Source organism: Mucilaginibacter sp. P5_A4 (genome assembly GCF_056400605.1).
On the sequence record NZ_JBFUKX010000017.1, the window covers coordinates 61,016 to 79,549 of the forward strand.

The window sequence follows — 18,534 nt, forward strand, 5'->3', positions numbered from 1 at the left end:
GAGAGTTTGACGGGGAAAGAGGGGGGCGCGAAAGAGAAACCTTATGCGATATGCTAAGATGACATGCATAGTCCGCTTAAAAGTCGTATAAGATTTTTCGCTGCGCTCAAGATATAGTTTCTCACCCTTTCCGTACATAGGCCTTCCCTTCAAGGATTCGAAATGACAATCTTCCTTTAAGAAAACTGAGGATAAACATATGTACACGCAGTAGATGTGTGGATGAGGGAGCAGATATGCAGATTATTGAATAATCGGTTTGAAAATTTAATCTTAGTAAAAGTGCCTGCATCTGCACATTTGAAATTCGAATATATTTGCTAATATTTTTAGGATTTTGTATGTTCGTATCATAAACAGGTGGCAGCTAATCTGCTCATCTGAAATCTGCACATTTAAAATGTCTTTACTATATAATACCGCTTTATCATTTGTTAAAAATTTAGGTCCRGTGGCAGCTAAGTCATTGATGGCTTATTTGGGGAGTGCTGATGCGGTTTTTAAATCTTCGCCCGCCAAAATGAGCACTATACCGGGTATCGGCGAAAAAAGAGCCGGTCAGTGGGATTTTAATGAAGCGCTGAGACTGGCCGAAAAGGAACTGACTTTTGTAGACAAACAGGGAATAGAACTGATATTTTATACGGATGCAAGGTATCCCAAGCGGTTAAAAAACTGTGCCGATTCGCCTATACTATTGTATGCTAAAGGGAAAATGGACCTGAATCCGCCGCAGGTGATCAGCATAGTGGGTACCCGTAATGCCACTGATTATGGCCGCCAATTGTGCCGGCAGCTTATTGAGGAGTTGCAACAATACAATGTATTAATAGTAAGCGGGCTTGCTTTGGGCATTGATGTAACCGCTCATAGGGAATGCTTGCGATTAAATGTGCCTACAGTAGGTGTGCTGGGGCATGGGCTGGACAGGTTGTACCCCAGCCAAAACCGGGGAACCGCCGATAAAATGCTGGAAAATGGCGGTTTATTAACCGAATATCCATCCGGCACAGTGCCCGACAGGGAGAATTTTCCGCAGCGAAACCGCATTGTAGCCGGTATGGCTGATGCTACCGTGGTGATTGAGGCAAGTTTAAAAGGAGGCGCATTGATAACTGCCGAAATTGCCAATTCCTATAACAGGGATGTGTTTGCCTTTCCAGGCAGGTTGGACGATGTTTATTCGGAGGGTTGTAACTTCCTCATTCGCAATAACAAAGCAGCGTTGCTTACCTGCATGGCCGACCTGGCTTTCAGCCTCGGTTGGGAAAAGGCCGACAATACCAAACCCATTGAACAGTTTATGTTACCGTTGGATCTGTCAGCGGATGAACGCTTTATTTTTGATATTTTACAGGAAAACAAAATGCCTTTGGCTATAGACGAACTTACCATAAAAGCCAATATGCCTATGAGCATTCTGGCAATGAACCTGCTTAATATGGAAATGCAGGGATATATCAGATCGTTACCGGGGAAAACTTATAGGGTGAGTTAGTAGGTAGTTCTAAGTCTTGGGTCCGAAGATTAAAAATATTGCTGTTTAATATCTTATATGAAGTCTATTAAGATTGAAAATCAATGTATTGGCTTCAACCTTTGTGCATCCTGCTTTTAGCTTCTTATCCCTTAGGCGAATCAAAAAAGCTTAAATGTCCATCTTCTTCGCTGATGGATTGCCAATTATCGTTATCAAAGGTGATGAGGGCTACCGCACAGGTAGGCATTTCGCGAATTTGGCTTGTGAGGTAGTGCAGGGCCTGGCTAATGCCGGGGTTATGACCTACAATTCCAATAAAATCATACTTATTTGGCAAATCGTTAATTACTTTTATCCAGGTTTTTTCGCCGGCTTCATAGATCCTTTTATCGGTACCTGCTTTGGGTAATTGCAGGTGTTTGGTAAAAATATCAGCTGTTGTTTGTGTACGCAACGCCGGACTGGTGATAATGACCTGTGGACTAATAGATTGCCCTTTTACAATTGAAGCCATCAGTTCTGCATCGTCCTTGCCCGATTGTTTTAATGGTCGTTCAAAGTCAACATAACCGGCTTCGTGGGTTGCTTTTGCGTGGCGAATCAGGAGTAGCTTTTTCATGATTTAAATAAAGGAGAGGCTTATATCTCTTTTTTAAAATTAAGTATATAATGATGCATTTTGTTTCTTTATGTACTCAAAAAATTAAAAAATAAATCCTACTGAAGCGCCACAAACCCGGGTTTTAAATTTGTTGCCCAAAGCATCGGGGGCTATGTTTGATAATCCGAGGTCGTAATTTAAATTAAAAAGCAGGCCTCCTTTTAATTTAATACCCGCTATAGCATCGACTCCATACTCGTCAGACCGGATATCGCCATTATCGCCAAACGTAATTTTATCACTTGATGAAATCATCGTATGCGTACCATTATTGTTGTTATCGGCCGATAATTTCTTTTTTCCATACACACCCATTCCCACAAAAGGACCTGCACCAATATAAAACTCGCCAACCACAAATGGAACGTGATATACAATATTTAAAGGCACCTGTACATAGTATAAATTGTATTTGGTGGTAACCTCGCTTTTTGAACCATTTGGAAATGTGCCTGTAAAACCATTAAATGTACCGCCTTTACCGGTAAAGTTAACAGCAGGTTGTAATGAGAAATGACCAAGTTTAACATCAATAAAAACACCTACATTAAATGAGGTAACCGAACCCGAATTAGCATAAACATTTGATCCGGCAATCATATTAGCCGCAGTTCCTGACGAAGTAAGCGTTGCAAAATTTGCACCACCCTTTATACCGATAACTGGCAATTGTGCAAAAGTTGCAATTGATGAGGTAGTTAAGAATAGCAGGAGTAATAGTTTTTTCACTTGATTTTGGTTAGGTCGAAATTTAACAAATGTATAAAAATCAATCAATCAAAAAGAAGCAACCTACTTATCACAATATAATTTTAGATGCTTTGGTAAAATGTTAAAACACAAAGCCAACAGAAATCCCAAACGTCCGGTTTTTGGTATTACCGTCATTTGATATGTTTGATAAACCAAGATCGTAATTTAGGCTTATAAGTAAACCTGTATTAAGTTGAAAGCCAGCTATAATATCGGCGCCAAAGTCAGTTGCTTTAAAATCGCCATTGCTGCCAAATTTTACATCCTGGGTTTTTGAAGTTGCTGAAGTTGAATATTTTATTTTTCCTGTTGTACCAACTGCAGCATAGGGACCTGCCCCCAAATACAGGTTACCAATTACAACGGGAAAATGATAAACTATGTTCATTGGTACCTGGAGGTAATATAACTTTACTTTTTCGGTAACATCTATACCATCTGCTGGTAATCCCTTATAAAAAGTCTGCCCGCCTTTGCCAGTAAAATTTACACCCGGCTGGTACGAAAAATTACCAAATTTGAAATCGATAAAGGCCGCAACGGAAAATGTGGTTAGCGTGGATGAGATAATATAGGGATCGTTGTTTTGAGACGATGTGCTTAATTTGGAAAAATTAATCCCTCCTTTAATACCAAAGCCCGGTAATTGTGCAAAAGAGGTAAATGAACCGATGACAAAAAAAAGGGAAAGGAAAAGTGTTTTCATTGATAAGGTTTAAAATATTAGAGTAGATAATATGAAACTATTACGAATGGCTGATTAATAATATAACAGCTACCTATAATTAAGATAGGGCATTACTTATTTACAAACTCAATAATCCCATCCACAGGCATATCATTCATGCATTTAAAATGTCCGAGCGGGCATTTCTCCAACCCAAATTTGGAGCATGGACGACAATCCAAATCAATGCCTGCAACCAGTACATCCTCAACCATATAGGGTTGCACGCCCAATAACTCCGGTACAGTGCCGCCCCAAACAGATACTATGGGTTTGTTAAAAGCCTCGGCAATGTGCGTGAGGCCGGTATCAAAACCAATGATACTTTCGGATTTTGATACCAGGAAAACAGATTCATCAAGCGAGGTTATGCCGCAAGCATTATAAACAGGAGCGCCTATTGCTTCAGCAATAACATCACCATTAGCTTTAACATCGTTACCGCCTAACAATACAACCGGTAGTTTAAGCTGACTGCAAATACTGATAATTTTTTCATTTGGCATCCGCTTGGTAAAATGTGTTGCCCCTATGATGAACGCGATGTAGCCGTTTTGGTGCGATGCCGGAAGTAGTTTATTAAGCTGATATCCGGCTTTGACGTAGTAATCAATGGGTTGGTTGTCATTAACAACTCCTAAAGGTTTCGCTGCTTCCAGGTAACGGTCAACTAAATGGGTGGGAGGTATCAGCTTTAGTTTAAATTTTAAACTAAGCCACTTTTTAATGGGCTGCTTTTTATAGGTGGTTGATTTTATGCCAGTGCGTAGTTTTATAATAGTGGTGCGCAGGTTATTATGCAAATCAACAATATGATCGTATTGCTCGGCCTTTATCTCTTTTATGGTATCAGTAAGGGAGGGTTTTAGTAGCAACAGTTTATCTACATAGGGATTGCTATCATAGATATATTTAAAGGCAGGCTTGGTTAAAAAGTGCACTTCAGCATTGGGGACCTGTTTTTTGAGGCAGCGCACAACCGGGGTAGTATAAATAATATCGCCCATCGAGCTAAAACGGATCACCAGTATCTTCATGTTGATGTGCTTATCAGGTAATTTGGTTCCTGATTTTATTAATTATAGAAGTAGAGGAATAGCCCTCCACAAAATTAATGGTTTTTACCTCGCCACCATTGGCTATCACTTCCTTTGCGCCAACTATGTTGTCAATAGAATAATCAGCACCTTTTACCAAATAATCAGGAAGTAAAGTGCTGATCAGGTTAAGCGGGGTATCCTCCTCAAATACAACAATGGCATCTACAAAAAATAGGGCGGCCAGGATAGCAGCTCGGCTGCTCTGGTCATTAACGGGCCTGTTTTCGCCCTTTATTCTTGTAACCGAACTATCTGCATTAAGCCCGATGATGAGCTTATCACCCAGTTCGGCGGCTTTTGCCAGGTAAGTTATATGGCCGATATGCAAAAGGTCGAAAACGCCATTGGTAAAAACCACTTTTTTACCTTCAATCGCCCAGTTTTGCCGCTTCATCTTAAGCGAAGCTAAATCGCTGATCTTATCGGTAAGTGTTTTTTCTAAATCGATTCTCATTGAGTTTTTTCGTCGGGACGCATATTTGCGTCTTATTTAACATACCAAACGGGAAACACAAATATTGCGTTCCTACTGATTTTTTAATCAAACAAGTCATCAACTGCCTGGCACATAATATGGCCTATCAGTATATGCATTTCCTGGATGCGGGCGGTAGTGCTTGATGGTATTACAATATTAAGATCGCAAAGACCATTCATTTTACCACCATCCCTGCCCGAAAGGCCTAAAGTTTTGCAGCCATATTTGGTTGCGGTTTCAAAAGCATTCAAAATTCCCTGGCTGTTTCCGCTGGTCGAAATCCCGATAAACAGATCGCCCGGGCGGGCAAATGCTTCTACCTGGCGCGAAAATACCCTATCATAGTGGTAATCGTTTGCAATAGCCGTAATTGCCGAAGTATCAACGGTTAACGCTATACCCGGAAAAGCCTTCCTTTCTTTCACAAACCTGCCGGTTAATTCGGCCGCAAGATGTTGTGCATCTGCAGCGCTGCCGCCGTTACCGGCAAACAATACTTTATTGCCGTTTTTTAAGGTAGTGGTCATCATTTCACAGGCAGTTTCAATATCGCCTGTAAGCGTATCAATTACCTGTTGAATAGTATTCTGATGATCTTTAAGTTCGTCTAAAACCATTTTATAGTTTTATTTTTTTTATAATGTGTGTTGGCGCTATTGTCCTTTGTCTTTTTTTGTCCTTACTCCGCAAATCAGCCTTTCTCCATGTCTTTTACTATTTCGTCAATAGTAGTGGTAGCGCTGCCTACTTGCCTTATAACAATAGCGGCGGCATGGTTGGCCAGTTCGCAGGCTTCCTCAACTGTTAGCCCGGCTGCTATAAAATAAGCCATGGTTGCCAGTACAGTATCGCCGGCACCGGTTACATCAAATACCTCGGTGGCTTTTACCGGTAATAGTTTGTGTGTTAACTCGCTTAGTATCACCATGCCTTCCTCTGATAGGGTAACTACAATATATTCTGTACCGGTTTGTTCAAATATAACCTTCGCTGCCTGTTGTAAGCTTTCGAGCGAATTAATCTTTTCGGTTTTAGCTGCTTCGGCCAGTTCCTTGCGGTTGGGTTTAATGATGAAAGCACCTTTATATTTTTCGTAATTTAAACCTTTAGGATCTATTACTACTTTTTTACCACGTTTATTGGCTTCAATGATAATCTTTTGAGTTAAGGATGGCGAAAATAAACCTTTATTATAATCGGACAACACCACCATATCTGCCTGCGCAATATAAGCGGCTAATTTACCAATCAGCTCATCTTCAATAGCTAAAGACACTGCATCGGTAACCTCTCTGTCCACTCTCACCAACTGGTGACTACCGGCCAAAACCCTGGTTTTAACGGTAGTAGGACGACTACCATCTTTAATGATAGTATGCGTTTCTACACCTTCTTCTGTTAATATGTCTATAACCTGCGATGCCGAGGTATCGTCGCCAATAACACCGGCAACGGTTACTTTTGCACCCAGTGATACCAGGTTTTGTACCACGTTACCTGCACCGCCAAGGGTATATGTTTCCTTTTTTACATTTACAATAGGCACTGGTGCCTCGGGCGATAGGCGGGTGGCACCGCCAATAATATAATGGTCTATCATTAAATCACCTATTACCAATATAGTAGGTTTAGTATTTGATGATTGTATGGAACGTATTTTATCTATCATTCTTGTTTAGTCATTAGGTCATTGGTCATTAAGTGATTGGGTTTTTATCCTTTTCCTGTMAGTCCTTTGTCCTTTATCTATTTTACTGCCGACCTTTTATTTTCAAATACCTTAGTAATTTCTGGTAGTGACAACGCATTTAAACACATTTCCTTATATAAGCCACCTTTACGGGCAGCTAATACACCGTAATGCATATCCAGGTGGCCTTCCAAACGGTGGGCATCGGGGTTTATAGACAGCCAAACACCTTTTTTCAACGCATATTGGTGCCAGCGCCAGTCAAGATCAAGTCTTAACGGGTTGGCATTTATTTCAATCACTACATTATTTGCGGCGCATGCATCTATTACTTTTTTATGGTTGATAGGATAACCGCCGCGACTTAGCAACAACCGCCCGGTTGGATGGCCCAGTATAGTAGTGTACGGATTTTCGATAGCGGCGATCAACCTCGATGTAGCTTTATCTTCACTCATTTTAAGAATAGAGTGAACCGATGCCACTATAAAATCAAACTTTTGCAATATCTCGTCAGGGTAATCCAGTGAGCCATCATATAATATATCCGATTCGATGCCTTTAAAAATATGAAAGTCATTAATTTTTTTGTTCAGGTGGTCAATTTCTTCCTGCTGTTGTAATACCCTTTCAATACTTAAGCCTTTGGCATAAAAAGCGCTTTTGCTATGGTCGCACATGCCCAGGTATTCCAGTTTCAGGTTGTCCCTGCAATAAAGGGCCATTTCTTCAACTGTGTTTACGCCATCGCTCCATGTACTGTGGTTGTGTAAACTGCCTTTTAAATCATGTGTAATGATAAGTGTTGGCAACTCATTCTTTTCAGCCTTTTCAAAAAAGGTTGTACCCTCCCGCAATTCGGGCTGTATCCAGGCTAAACCTGCTTTGGTGTATATCAATTCCTCGGTTTCTGGCTGGTCAAGCGGACTATTAATGCGATCAAGAACAGCCTGCACATGGTCGTCGGTACCGGTATTCATAAACAATTCCAGGTAATAATCGCCCTTATCCACGCAAACTATATCAACCAGCAAACCGTTTTTCAACTCGCCCGAAATATGATTTTCATTCTGACTTACATTTTGCAATATCTCCGATTCTAAAAAAGTGTTATAAGCAATTTCCTGGTCAATGCTGCCTATCACAATCACGATCTCGGTAATAATATCATTCAATCTGCGAAACTCACCTGCAAAATGCTTCAGTGCACCAGGAAATACAGCTTTCACCATATCCATCAGTGCATTGGCTTCTTTCTCCACCTGCGCAAACAGGAACTTGCCGTTGCTGGCCATCCTGAATTCGATTGCTTTGCGAATCTCTTCCTGCGTTTTCAATCCAAAACCTTTGGCCTCTATCAGGCGGTTTTCGTTACAGGCATAAAAAAGTTCACCGGTGTTCTCAATTCCCAGTTCCTTCCAAATGATTACCACTTTTTTGGGGCCAATGCCTTTAATGTGCATCATTTCCACCACACCTTCGGGGGTTTTGGCAAGTAATTCGTCCATCTCGGCTATGGTGCCGGTTTCAAAAAGTTCAATAATCTTACCTGCTATACTTTTGCCAATGCCATCTACTTTTTCCAGTTGCTCCAACGTTTTACCAGCGATAGAGAAAGGCAGTTTATCAACCTTAAAGGCGGCGTTAGCTATCGACTTAATTTTAAAGGGATTAACCTCATGCAGTTCCATGAGTTGCGATAGTAAACGAAGCGTGCGGGCTATGGGTTTATTTTCCATTGTGAAATTGAAGCTGTAAAAGTACAAAAAGCCATTGTAAAGACAGTGTAGCAGGAGTGTTTGTTTTGAGAGCGCGGTGTTTTTTAAGGATTACGGAACCAAGGTGTAAAAGAAGGATTAATGCATAAAGAAATTGCCTAATTTTATATAAAAAATATCATGCCCGATTATAACCAAATCCTTTACGCCACCGAAGTTCATTCAGTTGAAGGGATTCAAAAATATTTTGGCGATGGTGGCAATCCCAACGAAGTTCATGATGGTATGCCACTATTTACAACCATGGTGGAGATGTATTATCGCAGCCCTAAGTTTAAAGATTGCATAAGGGCTTTTATTGATGCCGGGCTGGAGTTCGAGGATAAGGCGCTGCTGGCTGTGTTGGCCCACGATGCAGAAAGTTTGAAAGCTTGCATTGGCGATGACCCTGCAGTTGTTTTTAAAGCGTACTCTTTATATAATAATGCCTATACTTCGTTAGCCGGTGGAACTCTCATGCATTTTTGCGCAGAGTACAACAGCCTTGAATGCGCCGAACTGCTCTTACAAAACGGTGCAGATATAAACGCGAAAGCCGCCATTGACGAATATGGTTTTGGCGGACATACGCCAATCTTTCATACAGTAAATCAAAATGGAAACAGCTCCATCGATATGCTTCACTTTCTGTTGCAAAACGGGGCAGAGTTATTAATTACGGTTAAAGGCCTCATCTGGGGTAAAGGTTACGAATGGGAAACACTTATGCCTGCCATTAATCCTATAAGTTACGCTATGATGGGATCGTTACCCCAGGTACACCGGAAAGAAAAAACGGTAATGGAAGTTGTTACCTTATTAATAAAGCATGCTTTTGCGATTGACTATACGCCTAAGAATGTACCGAATGCTTATTTGGGAAGGTGAGTTGTCGTTATCGAAAAGATTGAGGCGTGAGTCATTTTCGTTATTTGCAATTGTACAAGACTTTTGCAAAAAGAGAAGTACTAACACTATTATGCTCACGGCAATTAGCAGTTTTACCTATTTATTTAAAACTTCAATTATTTTTTGTGGATTAAATAATTCTTCAATCAATAAATATACAAGTGTACAAGGATTGTGATTTGCATGCTTGCCATCATTAAAATGTGCTTTTAATTTTTTAGCCCGATTAATGGCTTGCTCTTGACTTCCGTGTTCTATAAGAATTGAGAACATGTTTATGTCGTTCTTTTTGTATTTGTACACTTTACCCGTTACTCTTTTTATTTCCCGCTCCAAATATGATTGATAGTCCTTTCTTGACATTCCATTCTCAATCAGTTGAAAGTGGAGCAGAAACCATAACTCGAAAGCTTCGTTTGACCATGCGCAATTGATCTGATTAGCTTCAGCCCTAATGATCGAATTGTTAAATTGTTCCTCGGTGAAGCTGTCCCTATCAAATACTGCCCAGGTTCTGTCGAAGCTTTGATTTGATCGCTTACGATAATTAATGCTAAATTCAATAAGACTTTCGGTGTTTTTTCCTGTTCCCTTAATAGTCATGTCAGCAATAACTAAGGTTCCAACAGGCAAATCTTTTCTTAGTCCTTCAAAATAATTGGGCTCGGTTTTTTCACCTTCACAAATAATTAAAAAGCAAATCCGCCTTTCACGAGTTTCAACAGGTCGCTTTTGTTCATTACGTTCAAATCTTTTCTTAAAAGCATTATCAATTTTCGCTATCCTGGCCATTTTTCATTAAATTTGAGAAGTCGCCAATAAAAGGAATAGCGCCATAGCGACCATTGATATAATCTTTTTCAAACGATCTGTCGTTTCTGATCTTTTCGCCGTTTCCATTTTTATATTCGACTAAAGAGTATAAATCAGTTTCTTCAAATTGATTTTTTTCAGTAAAATATATTTGATCTCTTCTTAAACATCCGTGATTTAACAGATTAGTATCATGTGTCGCAAATATAAGTTGGCCGTTTTTTGGATTATGTTCAGGTGAATTAAAAAGTCTAACAATCGACATTGTTAACAGCGGATGAAGTTTTGCATCAAGTTCATCGATAATTATCGATTTTCCTAATAACAGCCCGGCCATAAAATATCCAGCTAAGTCAAAGATTTTATTGGTGCCGGATGATTCTTGAGTAACGAGGTCAAACCAATAAGTACTTGATATACTACCATCAACTTCATACTTATTGTGAAGCGTGGAAATTTCAGTTTGATCTTTGTCATTTTTTTGAGGATCTACTTTAAATTCATTAAATCCTAAATTAAACTGAGTTAGGAAGCCATCAAATTGACTTTTGTAAGTTGAGCTCCTACTGAGTTGTAATGTAACAGGTCTGCGACCTTCGTGCATTAGCCCGGAGATACTATATACTTGCCCGCTAAACCAGCTCATGATTTTTTTGGATATTTCACCATTCCATTGATCGACAGAAGATAAAAACAAAGCATTTTCACGAGTTCTATCTTCTATTCCTGTACCTTCTGGAAAATCTTTAGTAATTTCGATTTTTTCTCTATCACGTAAAAATAAGATTCGTTCGGTTTTAGATTTGCATTCGAAAAGCCATTCAGAATGGATTATATCTTCATCTATTTCGAATCCATAGCGATATCTTACTTTATCAATTAGCATCAAAATTTCAAAATAAGACGGTTCATTTTCAGTTGCTGTATTAAGCAAAAATGGCTTGACATTAATTTTATCTGATGATGACATTTGAGCGGAACTTTTAACAATATTTTTCATAGTAGCAAGGCTCTTTAATAAGTTGCTTTTACCACTCGAATTAGCCCCATAAATTGCAATACTTTTAAGCAAATCATAGTTGCCGGCCTTAAAAGTGTTTTGTTCAAATTCTTTAATAGAAGACGCCTCAAGACTTAATGTTTTTTTGTCTTTAAACGAAAGATGATTACCAACTGTGAACTCTATTAGCATAATGAATTTGAGTAAAATATCCAATTATTGGATCAAATATACATTATATGTATAAGTTTGTTTGTTTTTTTGAGAAATTATCTCATTTATATGTTGGTTGTAAAATAAAAAAAGCTATCCATCCGGACAGCTCTTTCTTTCAAAATATAAAATAAAACTTACTTGATCACAATATCATAAGGCAACCTTGCCTGCGGGGTGCGCATCATTTGCGTAATGCCTTTTATTTGCTGATAAACACGATAGTTATCGCCCAATTCTGACTGCATCATTTTGGTTTTCATTTGACTTGTTACGTCGCCATCCAGTTGTTTGAAAAAGCTTTTTTGCTCGGGATAGCTTACCAGCTTGTAGTTTTTAAGTTTGGCCTTTTTAGCTGCCGATGCAATGGCATCGCGGATATTGCCCAGGCGGTCAACCAGGCCAAGTTTTACGGCTTGGGTACCAGTCCACACGCGGCCCTGGCCAATGCTGTTGATGTAAGCCTGTGTTTTACCACGGCCGGCGGCTACGGCTTTGGTAAAATCATCGTAACCATGATTTACATTGTTTTGTAAAATGGCTCTTTCTTCTAAGCTTAATGGACGGCTGATGTCGCCCAGATCGGCGTATTTACCGGTTTTTACACCATCAAAAGTAACACCCAGTTTATCATTAAACAGCTTTTGCATGTTGGGCAATATGGCAAAAATACCTATCGACCCGGTTATGGTGTTCGGTTCGGCAATAATTGAATCCGCGGCGCAGCTAATATAATAACCACCCGATGCTGCATAATCGCCCATAGAAACAATAATAGGTTTTACCTTTTTTGTCATTGCCACTTCGCGCCAGATCACATCAGATGCCAACGAACTGCCTCCTGGTGAATTTACGCGGAGTACAACGGCTTTTACCTTATTATCTAACCGTACTTTGCGGATTGCTTTCGAGATTCTTTCAGATCCTATACTGTTATCGTCGCCTTCGCCACCGGATATTTCACCATTAGCGTAAACAATGGCAATACGGTTGTTTGATGAAGCATCATCATCTCCCTTGTCATCACTCTTGCTTTTGGTGTATTCATCAAGATCAACACTGGCAAGGTTGCTTTTTGAACCAGTACCTGTACGGTGTTTCAACTCATCCAATAGCTCATCCTTGTATTTCAAGCCGTCAATCAGCTTTAATTTTAAAGCATCCTCAGGAAACTGAATGCGGCCGTTGTTTGCATAATTAAATAACGAATCTTTGTTAATTCCCCTGCTTTTGCTAATGCCGGTTAAAAAATGATCATATAACGAACCTAAATAGGAGGTAACCTGTAAGCGGTTAGGGTCGCTCATTTTGGTAAGGACTAAAGGTTCAACTGCACTTTTGTATGTTCCAACCTTAATAACCTGCACATCAATGCCCAGTTTATCAAATGCCCCCTTTAAAAAGGTTACTTGTTGGCTAAAGCCGGTAAATTCAAAAAAACCTTTGGGGTTCATGTAAACCTTATCGGCTACAGATGCCAGGTAATAAAATCCCTGGGTATAAATTTCAGAATAGGCTACAACGAACTTTCCTGATTTTTTAAAGTTGATTAAGGCATTGCGAATCTCTTCGGTAGTAGCCTGGCCCGATGTCATATAGCTTTCATCAAGAAAAATGCCTTTGATGTTTTTGTCGGTTTTTGCTTTTTTTATGTTCGCCAAAATATCATTCAGACCGATTGATTTTTCGCTGTTCAATCCTAAAAAGCTTAGTCCGGCCAGGGGATTATTGGGTGTACGCTCGGTAATAGCAGTAGTAAAAGCCATGTGTAGCACCGAATTTGATTCAACATCTACCGTTTTTTCACTTCCTGCGGCTACCACCAAACCTACCACTACAAAAGCCAGAATCACTGTTACTAAAAATACCCCGAACATGGTGGCCAGAACGAATTTGAAGAATTGTTTCATTAATGTTATAAATCTTTTTAACTATGCAAACTTAGTAATTCAATACCGTATAATGTTAAGAGCCTGTTCTATAATATTTGTTACAACATGATTGATGTTTTTTTACTTTTGGGCAGCAACCTTGGCGACAGGAAACTGTTTCTGCAACAGGCTATTGAGCATATCGAAGCAGAAGTTGCACCCATTTTGAAGGCATCTGCTGTATACAAAACACAATCGTGGGGTAAAACCGATGCGCCAGATTATTTAAACCAGGTACTGCTTTTACAAACAGAAATGCCTGCTCAGGTTGTGTTGCAAAAAATTTTAGGCATTGAACTTTTGCTGGGGCGCAGGCGCGAAGTAAAATGGGGATCGCGGACGATAGATATTGATATTTTGTTTTATGGCGATAATATAATAGATGAGCCGGATTTGAAGGTTCCCCATCCCGAACTACATAAACGCAGGTTTACCTTAGAGCCACTGGCCCAGATAGCTCCTGATTTTATACACCCGTTGATGAAAAAAAATATTTTACAATTAAAAAGCGAACTTAAAGACGAGTTGATCGTAAAAAAAGTATAATTTTGAATATACATAAATCTATATATGTCAGATATATTACCCGAGCAAGACTTTGATCTTTCCTTTTTGTATGAGATTGCCGATGGCAGTGATGAATTTATTGTTGAATCTATTGGTATGTTTTTGGAGCAAACTCCATTGTTACTTGGTAATATCAGCAATGCACTTGATTCTGGTGACTGGGCAGAAGCAGGTAAAGCATCGCATAAGCTAAAACCTAATCTTGGTTTTTTTGGTATGCCTATAAGCCAGGCTACCATACAGGAAGTTGAGTTGGCCTGTAAGGCCGGAGGACAAAATCCAACCGAGATTTTTGCAAAATTTAACCAGGTAAAAGCAACAGTTAACGCCAACCTTGTTACACTGAAACAAATTAAGGAAGAAAAGGAAGCAAGCCTTTAAAGAGCTGAAAGCTTAAAGCCGAAGGCCAAAAGCTTTAGATACGAGTATAAAACCCAAAAGGCAACCATTATGGTTGCCTTTTGGGTTTTATAATTTTATAGCCTTACAAATAGCTTTTGCTATTCAATCATTATATGAAATATGTTGGCTTTTTGCTTTAAGCCTTCTGCTTTAGGCTATCTCTACCACTTTAAAAGTGTAGCTTTCCATAATCAGGTTAGCTAACAGGTTTTTGCAGGCTTCGTCTACTTTGCTATGCGCTGTTTCGGCGTTGGCGGCTTCAATTTCAAGGGTGATGTGTTTGCCTATGCGTACATTTTGAATTTCGGCTAAACCAAGGTTTTTCATGCTTCCGGTTACTGCTTTTCCCTGAGGATCAAGTATTTCTTTTTTTGGCATTACGTCAATTTCAGCCTGGAACTTTGTCATTTGTGATTTTTGTTTGAATTAAAGATAAAGTGATGTAAATAAATATAACCACCGGAACTGCCACAAATTTAAAAAATAGTATCAGTATTGCCGAAAACAAGAGCAGTAAATAACGGAAAATGTTTTTATTGAAATCGCGGTTCTTGAATTTGAGCGACATAAGCGGTAATTCAGAAACCAGCAGAGTACACATTATAATTATAAGAACTGTTAATACGTACGGGTTTAAAATGTAGCGGGCCAAAACCTCGTACTGCTCAATAATTAAAGGCAACGAAGCTATAAATATGGCATTGGCCGGTGTTGGTAAACCAATAAAACTATCCGATTGCCGGGTGTCGTTATTGAATTTAGCCAGGCGTAAGGCCGAGAAAACGGTTATGGAGAAAGCAATGTAGCATAAATAATCGCTTACATGATTAATTTGCGGGGCTTTTAAAAATAACTCGTATAATATGGCCGACGGCAAAAAGCCAAAGCTCACCATATCAGCCAGCGAATCAAGATCTTTACCTATAAACGAGTAGGAGTTAAGCACACGGGACGCAAAGCCGTCAAAAAAGTCAAAAATTGCTGCTAAGAAAATTGCATAGGATGCAATTAATAAGTTACCCTGAAAGGCAAATACTATTCCTATACAACCGCTGAATAAGTTGGCACAGGTTATAGTATTAGGTAGATGTTTTCTAACGCGTCTCTTCATTTCGGTATGAAGTTATCAGGATTTTATTAAGTAAAAATGAAGTTACAAATAATATTTACATTAAATATAACTTCATTATCACTAAAATATTACGAATTCATCGAAATCAGAAATTCTTCGTTGGTTTTTGTACCTCTTATCTGGGCCTGTAAAAACTCCATTGATTCCTGTGAGTTCATGTCGGCCAGGTGGTTACGTAAAATCCAAATACGTTGCAGTGTGTCGCGATCAAGTAACAGGTCGTCGCGGCGTGTACTTGATGCAGTAATATCAATGGCCGGGAAGATACGTTTGTTTGATAATTTACGATCAAGCTGTAACTCCATGTTGCCGGTACCTTTAAACTCTTCAAAGATAACTTCATCCATTTTTGAACCGGTTTCTGTTAAAGCGGTAGCAATGATGGTTAATGAACCGCCATCCTCAATATTACGGGCGGCACCAAAAAAACGTTTGGGTTTGTGCAGTGCGTTAGCATCAACACCACCCGATAATATTTTGCCCGATGCCGGTGCTACAGTATTGTAAGCACGTGCAAGGCGGGTGATTGAATCCAAAAGGATCACCACATCATGACCGCACTCCACCATACGTTTAGCTTTCTCTAAAACGATGTTGGCAATTTTTACGTGGCGTTCTGCTGGCTCATCAAACGTTGATGATACCACCTCGGCGCGTACGCTGCGGGCCATATCAGTTACCTCCTCAGGGCGTTCGTCTATCAGTAATATAATAAGGTATACTTCGGGGTGGTTACGGGCAATGGCGTTGGCCACATCCTTTAACAACATAGTTTTACCGGTTTTTGGCTGTGCCACAATTAAACCACGCTGACCTTTACCTATAGGCGAAAACAAGTCCATAATACGGGTTGAATAATTACCCGGATCTGTAAACAGGCTCAGCTTCTCAGACGGGAAAAGCGGTGTTAAGTGATCAAAAGGAACCCGGTCGCGAACTTCGGCAGGGATGCGGCCGTTAATGGCTTCAACACGTACCAAAGGAAAATATTTTTCGCCTTCTTTAGGCGGGCGGATGCTGCCGCGAACCGTATCACCGGTTTTTAAGCCAAATAATTTTATTTGCGATTGTGATACATAAATATCATCCGGCGAGGTAAGGTAGTTATAGTCTGATGATCTTAGGAAACCGTAACCATCGGGCATAATTTCCAATACACCTTCGTTTACAATAACATTATCAAAATCAAGGTTAATAGCAGGTTCCTGCGCTTTTTGCTGATTAGGGTTCCCATTAGCGCGCCTGTCAAATTTCTGCGGACGCACCTCTGCAGATGGAGCCTCAGCTTTTGGCGCTGCTTCACCTGGTTGATTTTCAGAAGCCTCGATTGCAACAGGAGCAGCTGCCGGGATGTCATTCTGAGCATCTTCGTTATTCTGCTGATCATCCTCTTCCTGGTCGAACAGGTTGGTATCATCCAAAGGTACTTCAACACGGGGCTGAGTTTTTGGCTTTAGCACACGGGTACGTTTGCGGGCTTTTTCACTTGCAGTTTCGGCCGCTGGTTCAGCTGTAATTGGTGAATAATTTTGTTCAACAATGTTTTGTTGCGCCCTGGCGGCCTCAATTAATTGTTGTTGTTCAATAATACGGGCTATTAGCAAGGCTTTGCGTAGTTCGTCGGCCTCGGCAATACCTAAATTTTTTGCAATATCGCGCAACTCAGAAACGAGTTTGTCGTTCAATTCGATTTTATCAGACATGATATGAATTATAGTTCAAAAGGGATTTTTAATATTGTAATTAGTTTTCAAACGGTAATAAGGTTTCCACGTGCATTAAATTTTTGTGTACACAAAGGCCTTATTGTAAATAATTGATCTTGAAACATTGATTAAGTAAACATCCAAACCCAGTCAAAGTATTAACAAATAAATATCGTGGGTTTTTAAATTGTTTCTTTAGTGCAAGAAAAATTCAAAGGAAAACAATGCAATTGTAAACAAATATTCTTTAATTTCAAATTAATTAAATAAATATCTCGTCGGCTGCGRTGTTTAAGCTAAATTTTTAGTTTTTTTGACAATCAGAACATTTTAACACCCTTCCGATGATATCCCGCAAGCAGCTAATAGACCAGATAAAGCAAAAAAAGTCCTTTTTATGTGTGGGCCTTGATACAGATATTGATAAGATCCCGGAGTTTTTAAAGGAATACCCCGATCCTGTACTGGAATTCAATAAACGCATCATTGATGCTACCAGGGATCTGTGTATATCCTATAAACCCAATGCGGCTTTTTACGAAGCACGTGGTATTAAAGGTTTGCAAAGTCTGATTGATACCTGGAAATACCTGCCAGCCGACACCTTAAATATAATAGACGCAAAAAGGGGCGATATCGGTAATACGTCCGATAAATACGCCAAAGCCTTTTTTGACCAAAATGCATCCGGAATGAGCTTTGATGCAATTACTATTACACCATATATGGGTAATGACAGTGTAACGCCTTACCTGGCCTATGAAGGTAAATGGATAATTATACTGGCGCTTACTTCATCGGTAGGTAGTAAAGATTTTCAATACCTGCAAACCGGCGACGGCTATCTGTATGAAACAGTAATTCAAAAAGCCAATACCTGGGCCGGTGCAGATAGGATCATGTACGTAGTAGGGGCTACCAAAAGTACCGAGTTTACCAATATTCGCAAATACGCACCCGATAACTTCCTGCTGGTTCCCGGTGTGGGCGCACAAGGGGGGAGCCTGGAAGAGGTATGCAAGTATGGCATCACCAAAGATTGCGGCCTTATAGTAAACGCTTCACGCTCTATCATTTACGCCGGTAACGATGAAAACTTTGCCGAAGCCGCGCGTGCCGAAGCCCAAAGCATGCAACAGCAAATGCAGGTAGAGTTGGAGAAAGCAGGGGTGATATAGTTTTTTGGAGAGTGTGGAATAGGCTGATTAGCTGGAG

The 18,534-nt window shown here is 39.9% G+C and carries 19 protein-coding genes; 5 read left to right on the forward strand and 14 right to left on the reverse strand.

Translation table 11 applies throughout. From position 1 onward, the window contains the following. The first annotated feature begins 400 nt into the window (after window positions 1-400). On the forward strand, window positions 401-1,498 hold the full coding sequence (gene dprA, locus AC1DQW_RS12640; protein ID WP_477454409.1) for a DNA-processing protein DprA: 1,098 nt from the start codon (window positions 401-403) through the stop codon (window positions 1,496-1,498). Window positions 1,499-1,622: 124 nt separating this feature from the next. Here the strand turns inward: dprA and AC1DQW_RS12645 are convergent, their stop codons facing one another. The 8 genes from AC1DQW_RS12645 to AC1DQW_RS12680 form a co-directional block, all read right to left on the reverse strand. Beyond that, window positions 1,623-2,099 (reverse strand): SixA phosphatase family protein, encoded by a 477-nt coding sequence (locus AC1DQW_RS12645; RefSeq protein ID WP_477454410.1) that lies wholly within the window; start codon window positions 2,097-2,099, stop codon window positions 1,623-1,625. A gap of 84 nt (window positions 2,100-2,183) precedes the next feature. Next, window positions 2,184-2,870 carry a porin family protein gene (locus tag AC1DQW_RS12650; RefSeq protein ID WP_477454411.1) on the reverse strand — a complete coding sequence of 229 codons (687 nt, stop codon included), beginning with the start codon at window positions 2,868-2,870 and terminating at the stop codon, window positions 2,184-2,186. Between the two features lie 103 nt (window positions 2,871-2,973). After that, a complete protein-coding gene (locus tag AC1DQW_RS12655; RefSeq protein ID WP_477454412.1) occupies window positions 2,974-3,600 on the reverse strand; it encodes a porin family protein in 627 nt (208 codons plus the stop codon). Between the two features lie 92 nt (window positions 3,601-3,692). Further along, entirely contained in the window at window positions 3,693-4,658 is a 966-nt protein-coding gene (locus tag AC1DQW_RS12660; protein ID WP_477454413.1) for a glycosyltransferase family 9 protein, read from the reverse strand. A gap of 13 nt (window positions 4,659-4,671) precedes the next feature. Next, window positions 4,672-5,175 (reverse strand): D-glycero-beta-D-manno-heptose 1-phosphate adenylyltransferase, encoded by a 504-nt coding sequence (gene rfaE2, locus AC1DQW_RS12665; protein ID WP_477454414.1) that lies wholly within the window; start codon window positions 5,173-5,175, stop codon window positions 4,672-4,674. An 83-nt stretch (window positions 5,176-5,258) separates the two neighbouring features. After that, window positions 5,259-5,816: a D-sedoheptulose 7-phosphate isomerase gene (gmhA, locus tag AC1DQW_RS12670; protein ID WP_477415095.1), complete on the reverse strand. Its 558-nt coding sequence runs from the start codon at window positions 5,814-5,816 to the stop codon at window positions 5,259-5,261. Window positions 5,817-5,890: 74 nt separating this feature from the next. Further along, complete coding sequence (gene rfaE1 / locus AC1DQW_RS12675; RefSeq protein WP_477454415.1) at window positions 5,891-6,868, reverse strand: D-glycero-beta-D-manno-heptose-7-phosphate kinase; 978 nt, start codon at window positions 6,866-6,868, stop codon at window positions 5,891-5,893. Window positions 6,869-6,945: 77 nt separating this feature from the next. Then, window positions 6,946-8,628 (reverse strand): helix-hairpin-helix domain-containing protein, encoded by a 1,683-nt coding sequence (locus AC1DQW_RS12680; RefSeq protein WP_477454416.1) that lies wholly within the window; start codon window positions 8,626-8,628, stop codon window positions 6,946-6,948. Window positions 8,629-8,787: 159 nt separating this feature from the next. Here AC1DQW_RS12680 and AC1DQW_RS12685 point away from each other — a divergent pair, with 159 nt between their 5' ends. After that, on the forward strand, window positions 8,788-9,534 hold the full coding sequence (locus tag AC1DQW_RS12685; protein WP_477454417.1) for an ankyrin repeat domain-containing protein: 747 nt from the start codon (window positions 8,788-8,790) through the stop codon (window positions 9,532-9,534). 117 nt (window positions 9,535-9,651) lie between these two features. Here the strand turns inward: AC1DQW_RS12685 and AC1DQW_RS12690 are convergent, their stop codons facing one another. From AC1DQW_RS12690 to sppA, 3 genes are all read right to left on the reverse strand, one after another. After that, on the reverse strand, window positions 9,652-10,347 hold the full coding sequence (locus tag AC1DQW_RS12690) for an RloB family protein (protein WP_477454418.1): 696 nt from the start codon (window positions 10,345-10,347) through the stop codon (window positions 9,652-9,654). Beyond that, entirely contained in the window at window positions 10,325-11,560 is a 1,236-nt protein-coding gene (locus AC1DQW_RS12695) for an AAA family ATPase (protein WP_477454419.1), read from the reverse strand. The genes AC1DQW_RS12690 and AC1DQW_RS12695 overlap by 23 nt, the downstream gene beginning before the upstream one ends. A gap of 158 nt (window positions 11,561-11,718) precedes the next feature. Then, complete coding sequence (gene sppA, locus AC1DQW_RS12700) at window positions 11,719-13,491, reverse strand: signal peptide peptidase SppA (protein ID WP_477454420.1); 1,773 nt, start codon at window positions 13,489-13,491, stop codon at window positions 11,719-11,721. Window positions 13,492-13,578: 87 nt separating this feature from the next. Here sppA and folK point away from each other — a divergent pair, with 87 nt between their 5' ends. Then, a complete protein-coding gene (gene folK / locus AC1DQW_RS12705) occupies window positions 13,579-14,058 on the forward strand; it encodes a 2-amino-4-hydroxy-6-hydroxymethyldihydropteridine diphosphokinase (protein ID WP_477454421.1) in 480 nt (159 codons plus the stop codon). Window positions 14,059-14,082: 24 nt separating this feature from the next. Then, window positions 14,083-14,460, forward strand: a complete 378-nt coding sequence (locus tag AC1DQW_RS12710) for an Hpt domain-containing protein (protein WP_477409670.1) — start codon at window positions 14,083-14,085, stop codon at window positions 14,458-14,460. A gap of 171 nt (window positions 14,461-14,631) precedes the next feature. Here the strand turns inward: AC1DQW_RS12710 and purS are convergent, their stop codons facing one another. The 3 genes from purS to rho all read right to left on the reverse strand — a co-directional run bounded on the left by purS (window position 14,632) and on the right by rho (window position 17,316). Further along, complete coding sequence (gene purS, locus AC1DQW_RS12715) at window positions 14,632-14,889, reverse strand: phosphoribosylformylglycinamidine synthase subunit PurS (RefSeq protein ID WP_477415079.1); 258 nt, start codon at window positions 14,887-14,889, stop codon at window positions 14,632-14,634. Further along, window positions 14,870-15,592: a CDP-diacylglycerol--serine O-phosphatidyltransferase gene (gene pssA, locus AC1DQW_RS12720; RefSeq protein ID WP_477408734.1), complete on the reverse strand. Its 723-nt coding sequence runs from the start codon at window positions 15,590-15,592 to the stop codon at window positions 14,870-14,872. The genes purS and pssA overlap by 20 nt, the downstream gene beginning before the upstream one ends. Before the next feature lie 89 nt (window positions 15,593-15,681). Beyond that, window positions 15,682-17,316, reverse strand: coding sequence for a transcription termination factor Rho (gene rho / locus AC1DQW_RS12725; protein WP_477454422.1), 1,635 nt, complete (start codon window positions 17,314-17,316; stop codon window positions 15,682-15,684). Between the two features lie 350 nt (window positions 17,317-17,666). On the opposite strand from rho, the gene pyrF reads away from it, so the two are divergent. Next, a complete protein-coding gene (gene pyrF, locus AC1DQW_RS12730; RefSeq protein ID WP_477454446.1) occupies window positions 17,667-18,497 on the forward strand; it encodes an orotidine-5'-phosphate decarboxylase in 831 nt (276 codons plus the stop codon). Window positions 18,498-18,534: the final 37 nt, after the last annotated feature.

Excerpts from the sequence above, each read along its gene's own strand:
- AC1DQW_RS12645 (WP_477454410.1), bottom strand. The coding sequence starts at position 2,099 with ATGAAAAAGCTACTCCTGATTCGCCACGCAAAAGCAACCCACGAAGCC.
- AC1DQW_RS12655 (WP_477454412.1), bottom strand. The coding sequence starts at position 3,600 with ATGAAAACACTTTTCCTTTCCCTTTTTTTTGTCATCGGTTCATTTACC.
- AC1DQW_RS12660 (WP_477454413.1), bottom strand. The coding sequence starts at position 4,658 with ATGAAGATACTGGTGATCCGTTTTAGCTCGATGGGCGATATTATTTAT.
- rfaE2 (WP_477454414.1), bottom strand. The coding sequence starts at position 5,175 with ATGAGAATCGATTTAGAAAAAACACTTACCGATAAGATCAGCGATTTA.
- gmhA (WP_477415095.1), bottom strand. The coding sequence starts at position 5,816 with ATGGTTTTAGACGAACTTAAAGATCATCAGAATACTATTCAACAGGTA.
- rfaE1 (WP_477454415.1), bottom strand. The coding sequence starts at position 6,868 with ATGATAGATAAAATACGTTCCATACAATCATCAAATACTAAACCTACT.
- AC1DQW_RS12680 (WP_477454416.1), bottom strand. The coding sequence starts at position 8,628 with ATGGAAAATAAACCCATAGCCCGCACGCTTCGTTTACTATCGCAACTC.
- AC1DQW_RS12685 (WP_477454417.1), top strand. The coding sequence starts at position 8,788 with ATGCCCGATTATAACCAAATCCTTTACGCCACCGAAGTTCATTCAGTT.
- AC1DQW_RS12690 (WP_477454418.1), bottom strand. The coding sequence starts at position 10,347 with ATGGCCAGGATAGCGAAAATTGATAATGCTTTTAAGAAAAGATTTGAA.
- AC1DQW_RS12695 (WP_477454419.1), bottom strand. The coding sequence starts at position 11,560 with ATGCTAATAGAGTTCACAGTTGGTAATCATCTTTCGTTTAAAGACAAA.
- sppA (WP_477454420.1), bottom strand. The coding sequence starts at position 13,491 with ATGAAACAATTCTTCAAATTCGTTCTGGCCACCATGTTCGGGGTATTT.
- folK (WP_477454421.1), top strand. The coding sequence starts at position 13,579 with ATGATTGATGTTTTTTTACTTTTGGGCAGCAACCTTGGCGACAGGAAA.
- AC1DQW_RS12710 (WP_477409670.1), top strand. The coding sequence starts at position 14,083 with ATGTCAGATATATTACCCGAGCAAGACTTTGATCTTTCCTTTTTGTAT.
- purS (WP_477415079.1), bottom strand. The coding sequence starts at position 14,889 with ATGACAAAGTTCCAGGCTGAAATTGACGTAATGCCAAAAAAAGAAATA.
- pssA (WP_477408734.1), bottom strand. The coding sequence starts at position 15,592 with ATGAAGAGACGCGTTAGAAAACATCTACCTAATACTATAACCTGTGCC.
- rho (WP_477454422.1), bottom strand. The coding sequence starts at position 17,316 with ATGTCTGATAAAATCGAATTGAACGACAAACTCGTTTCTGAGTTGCGC.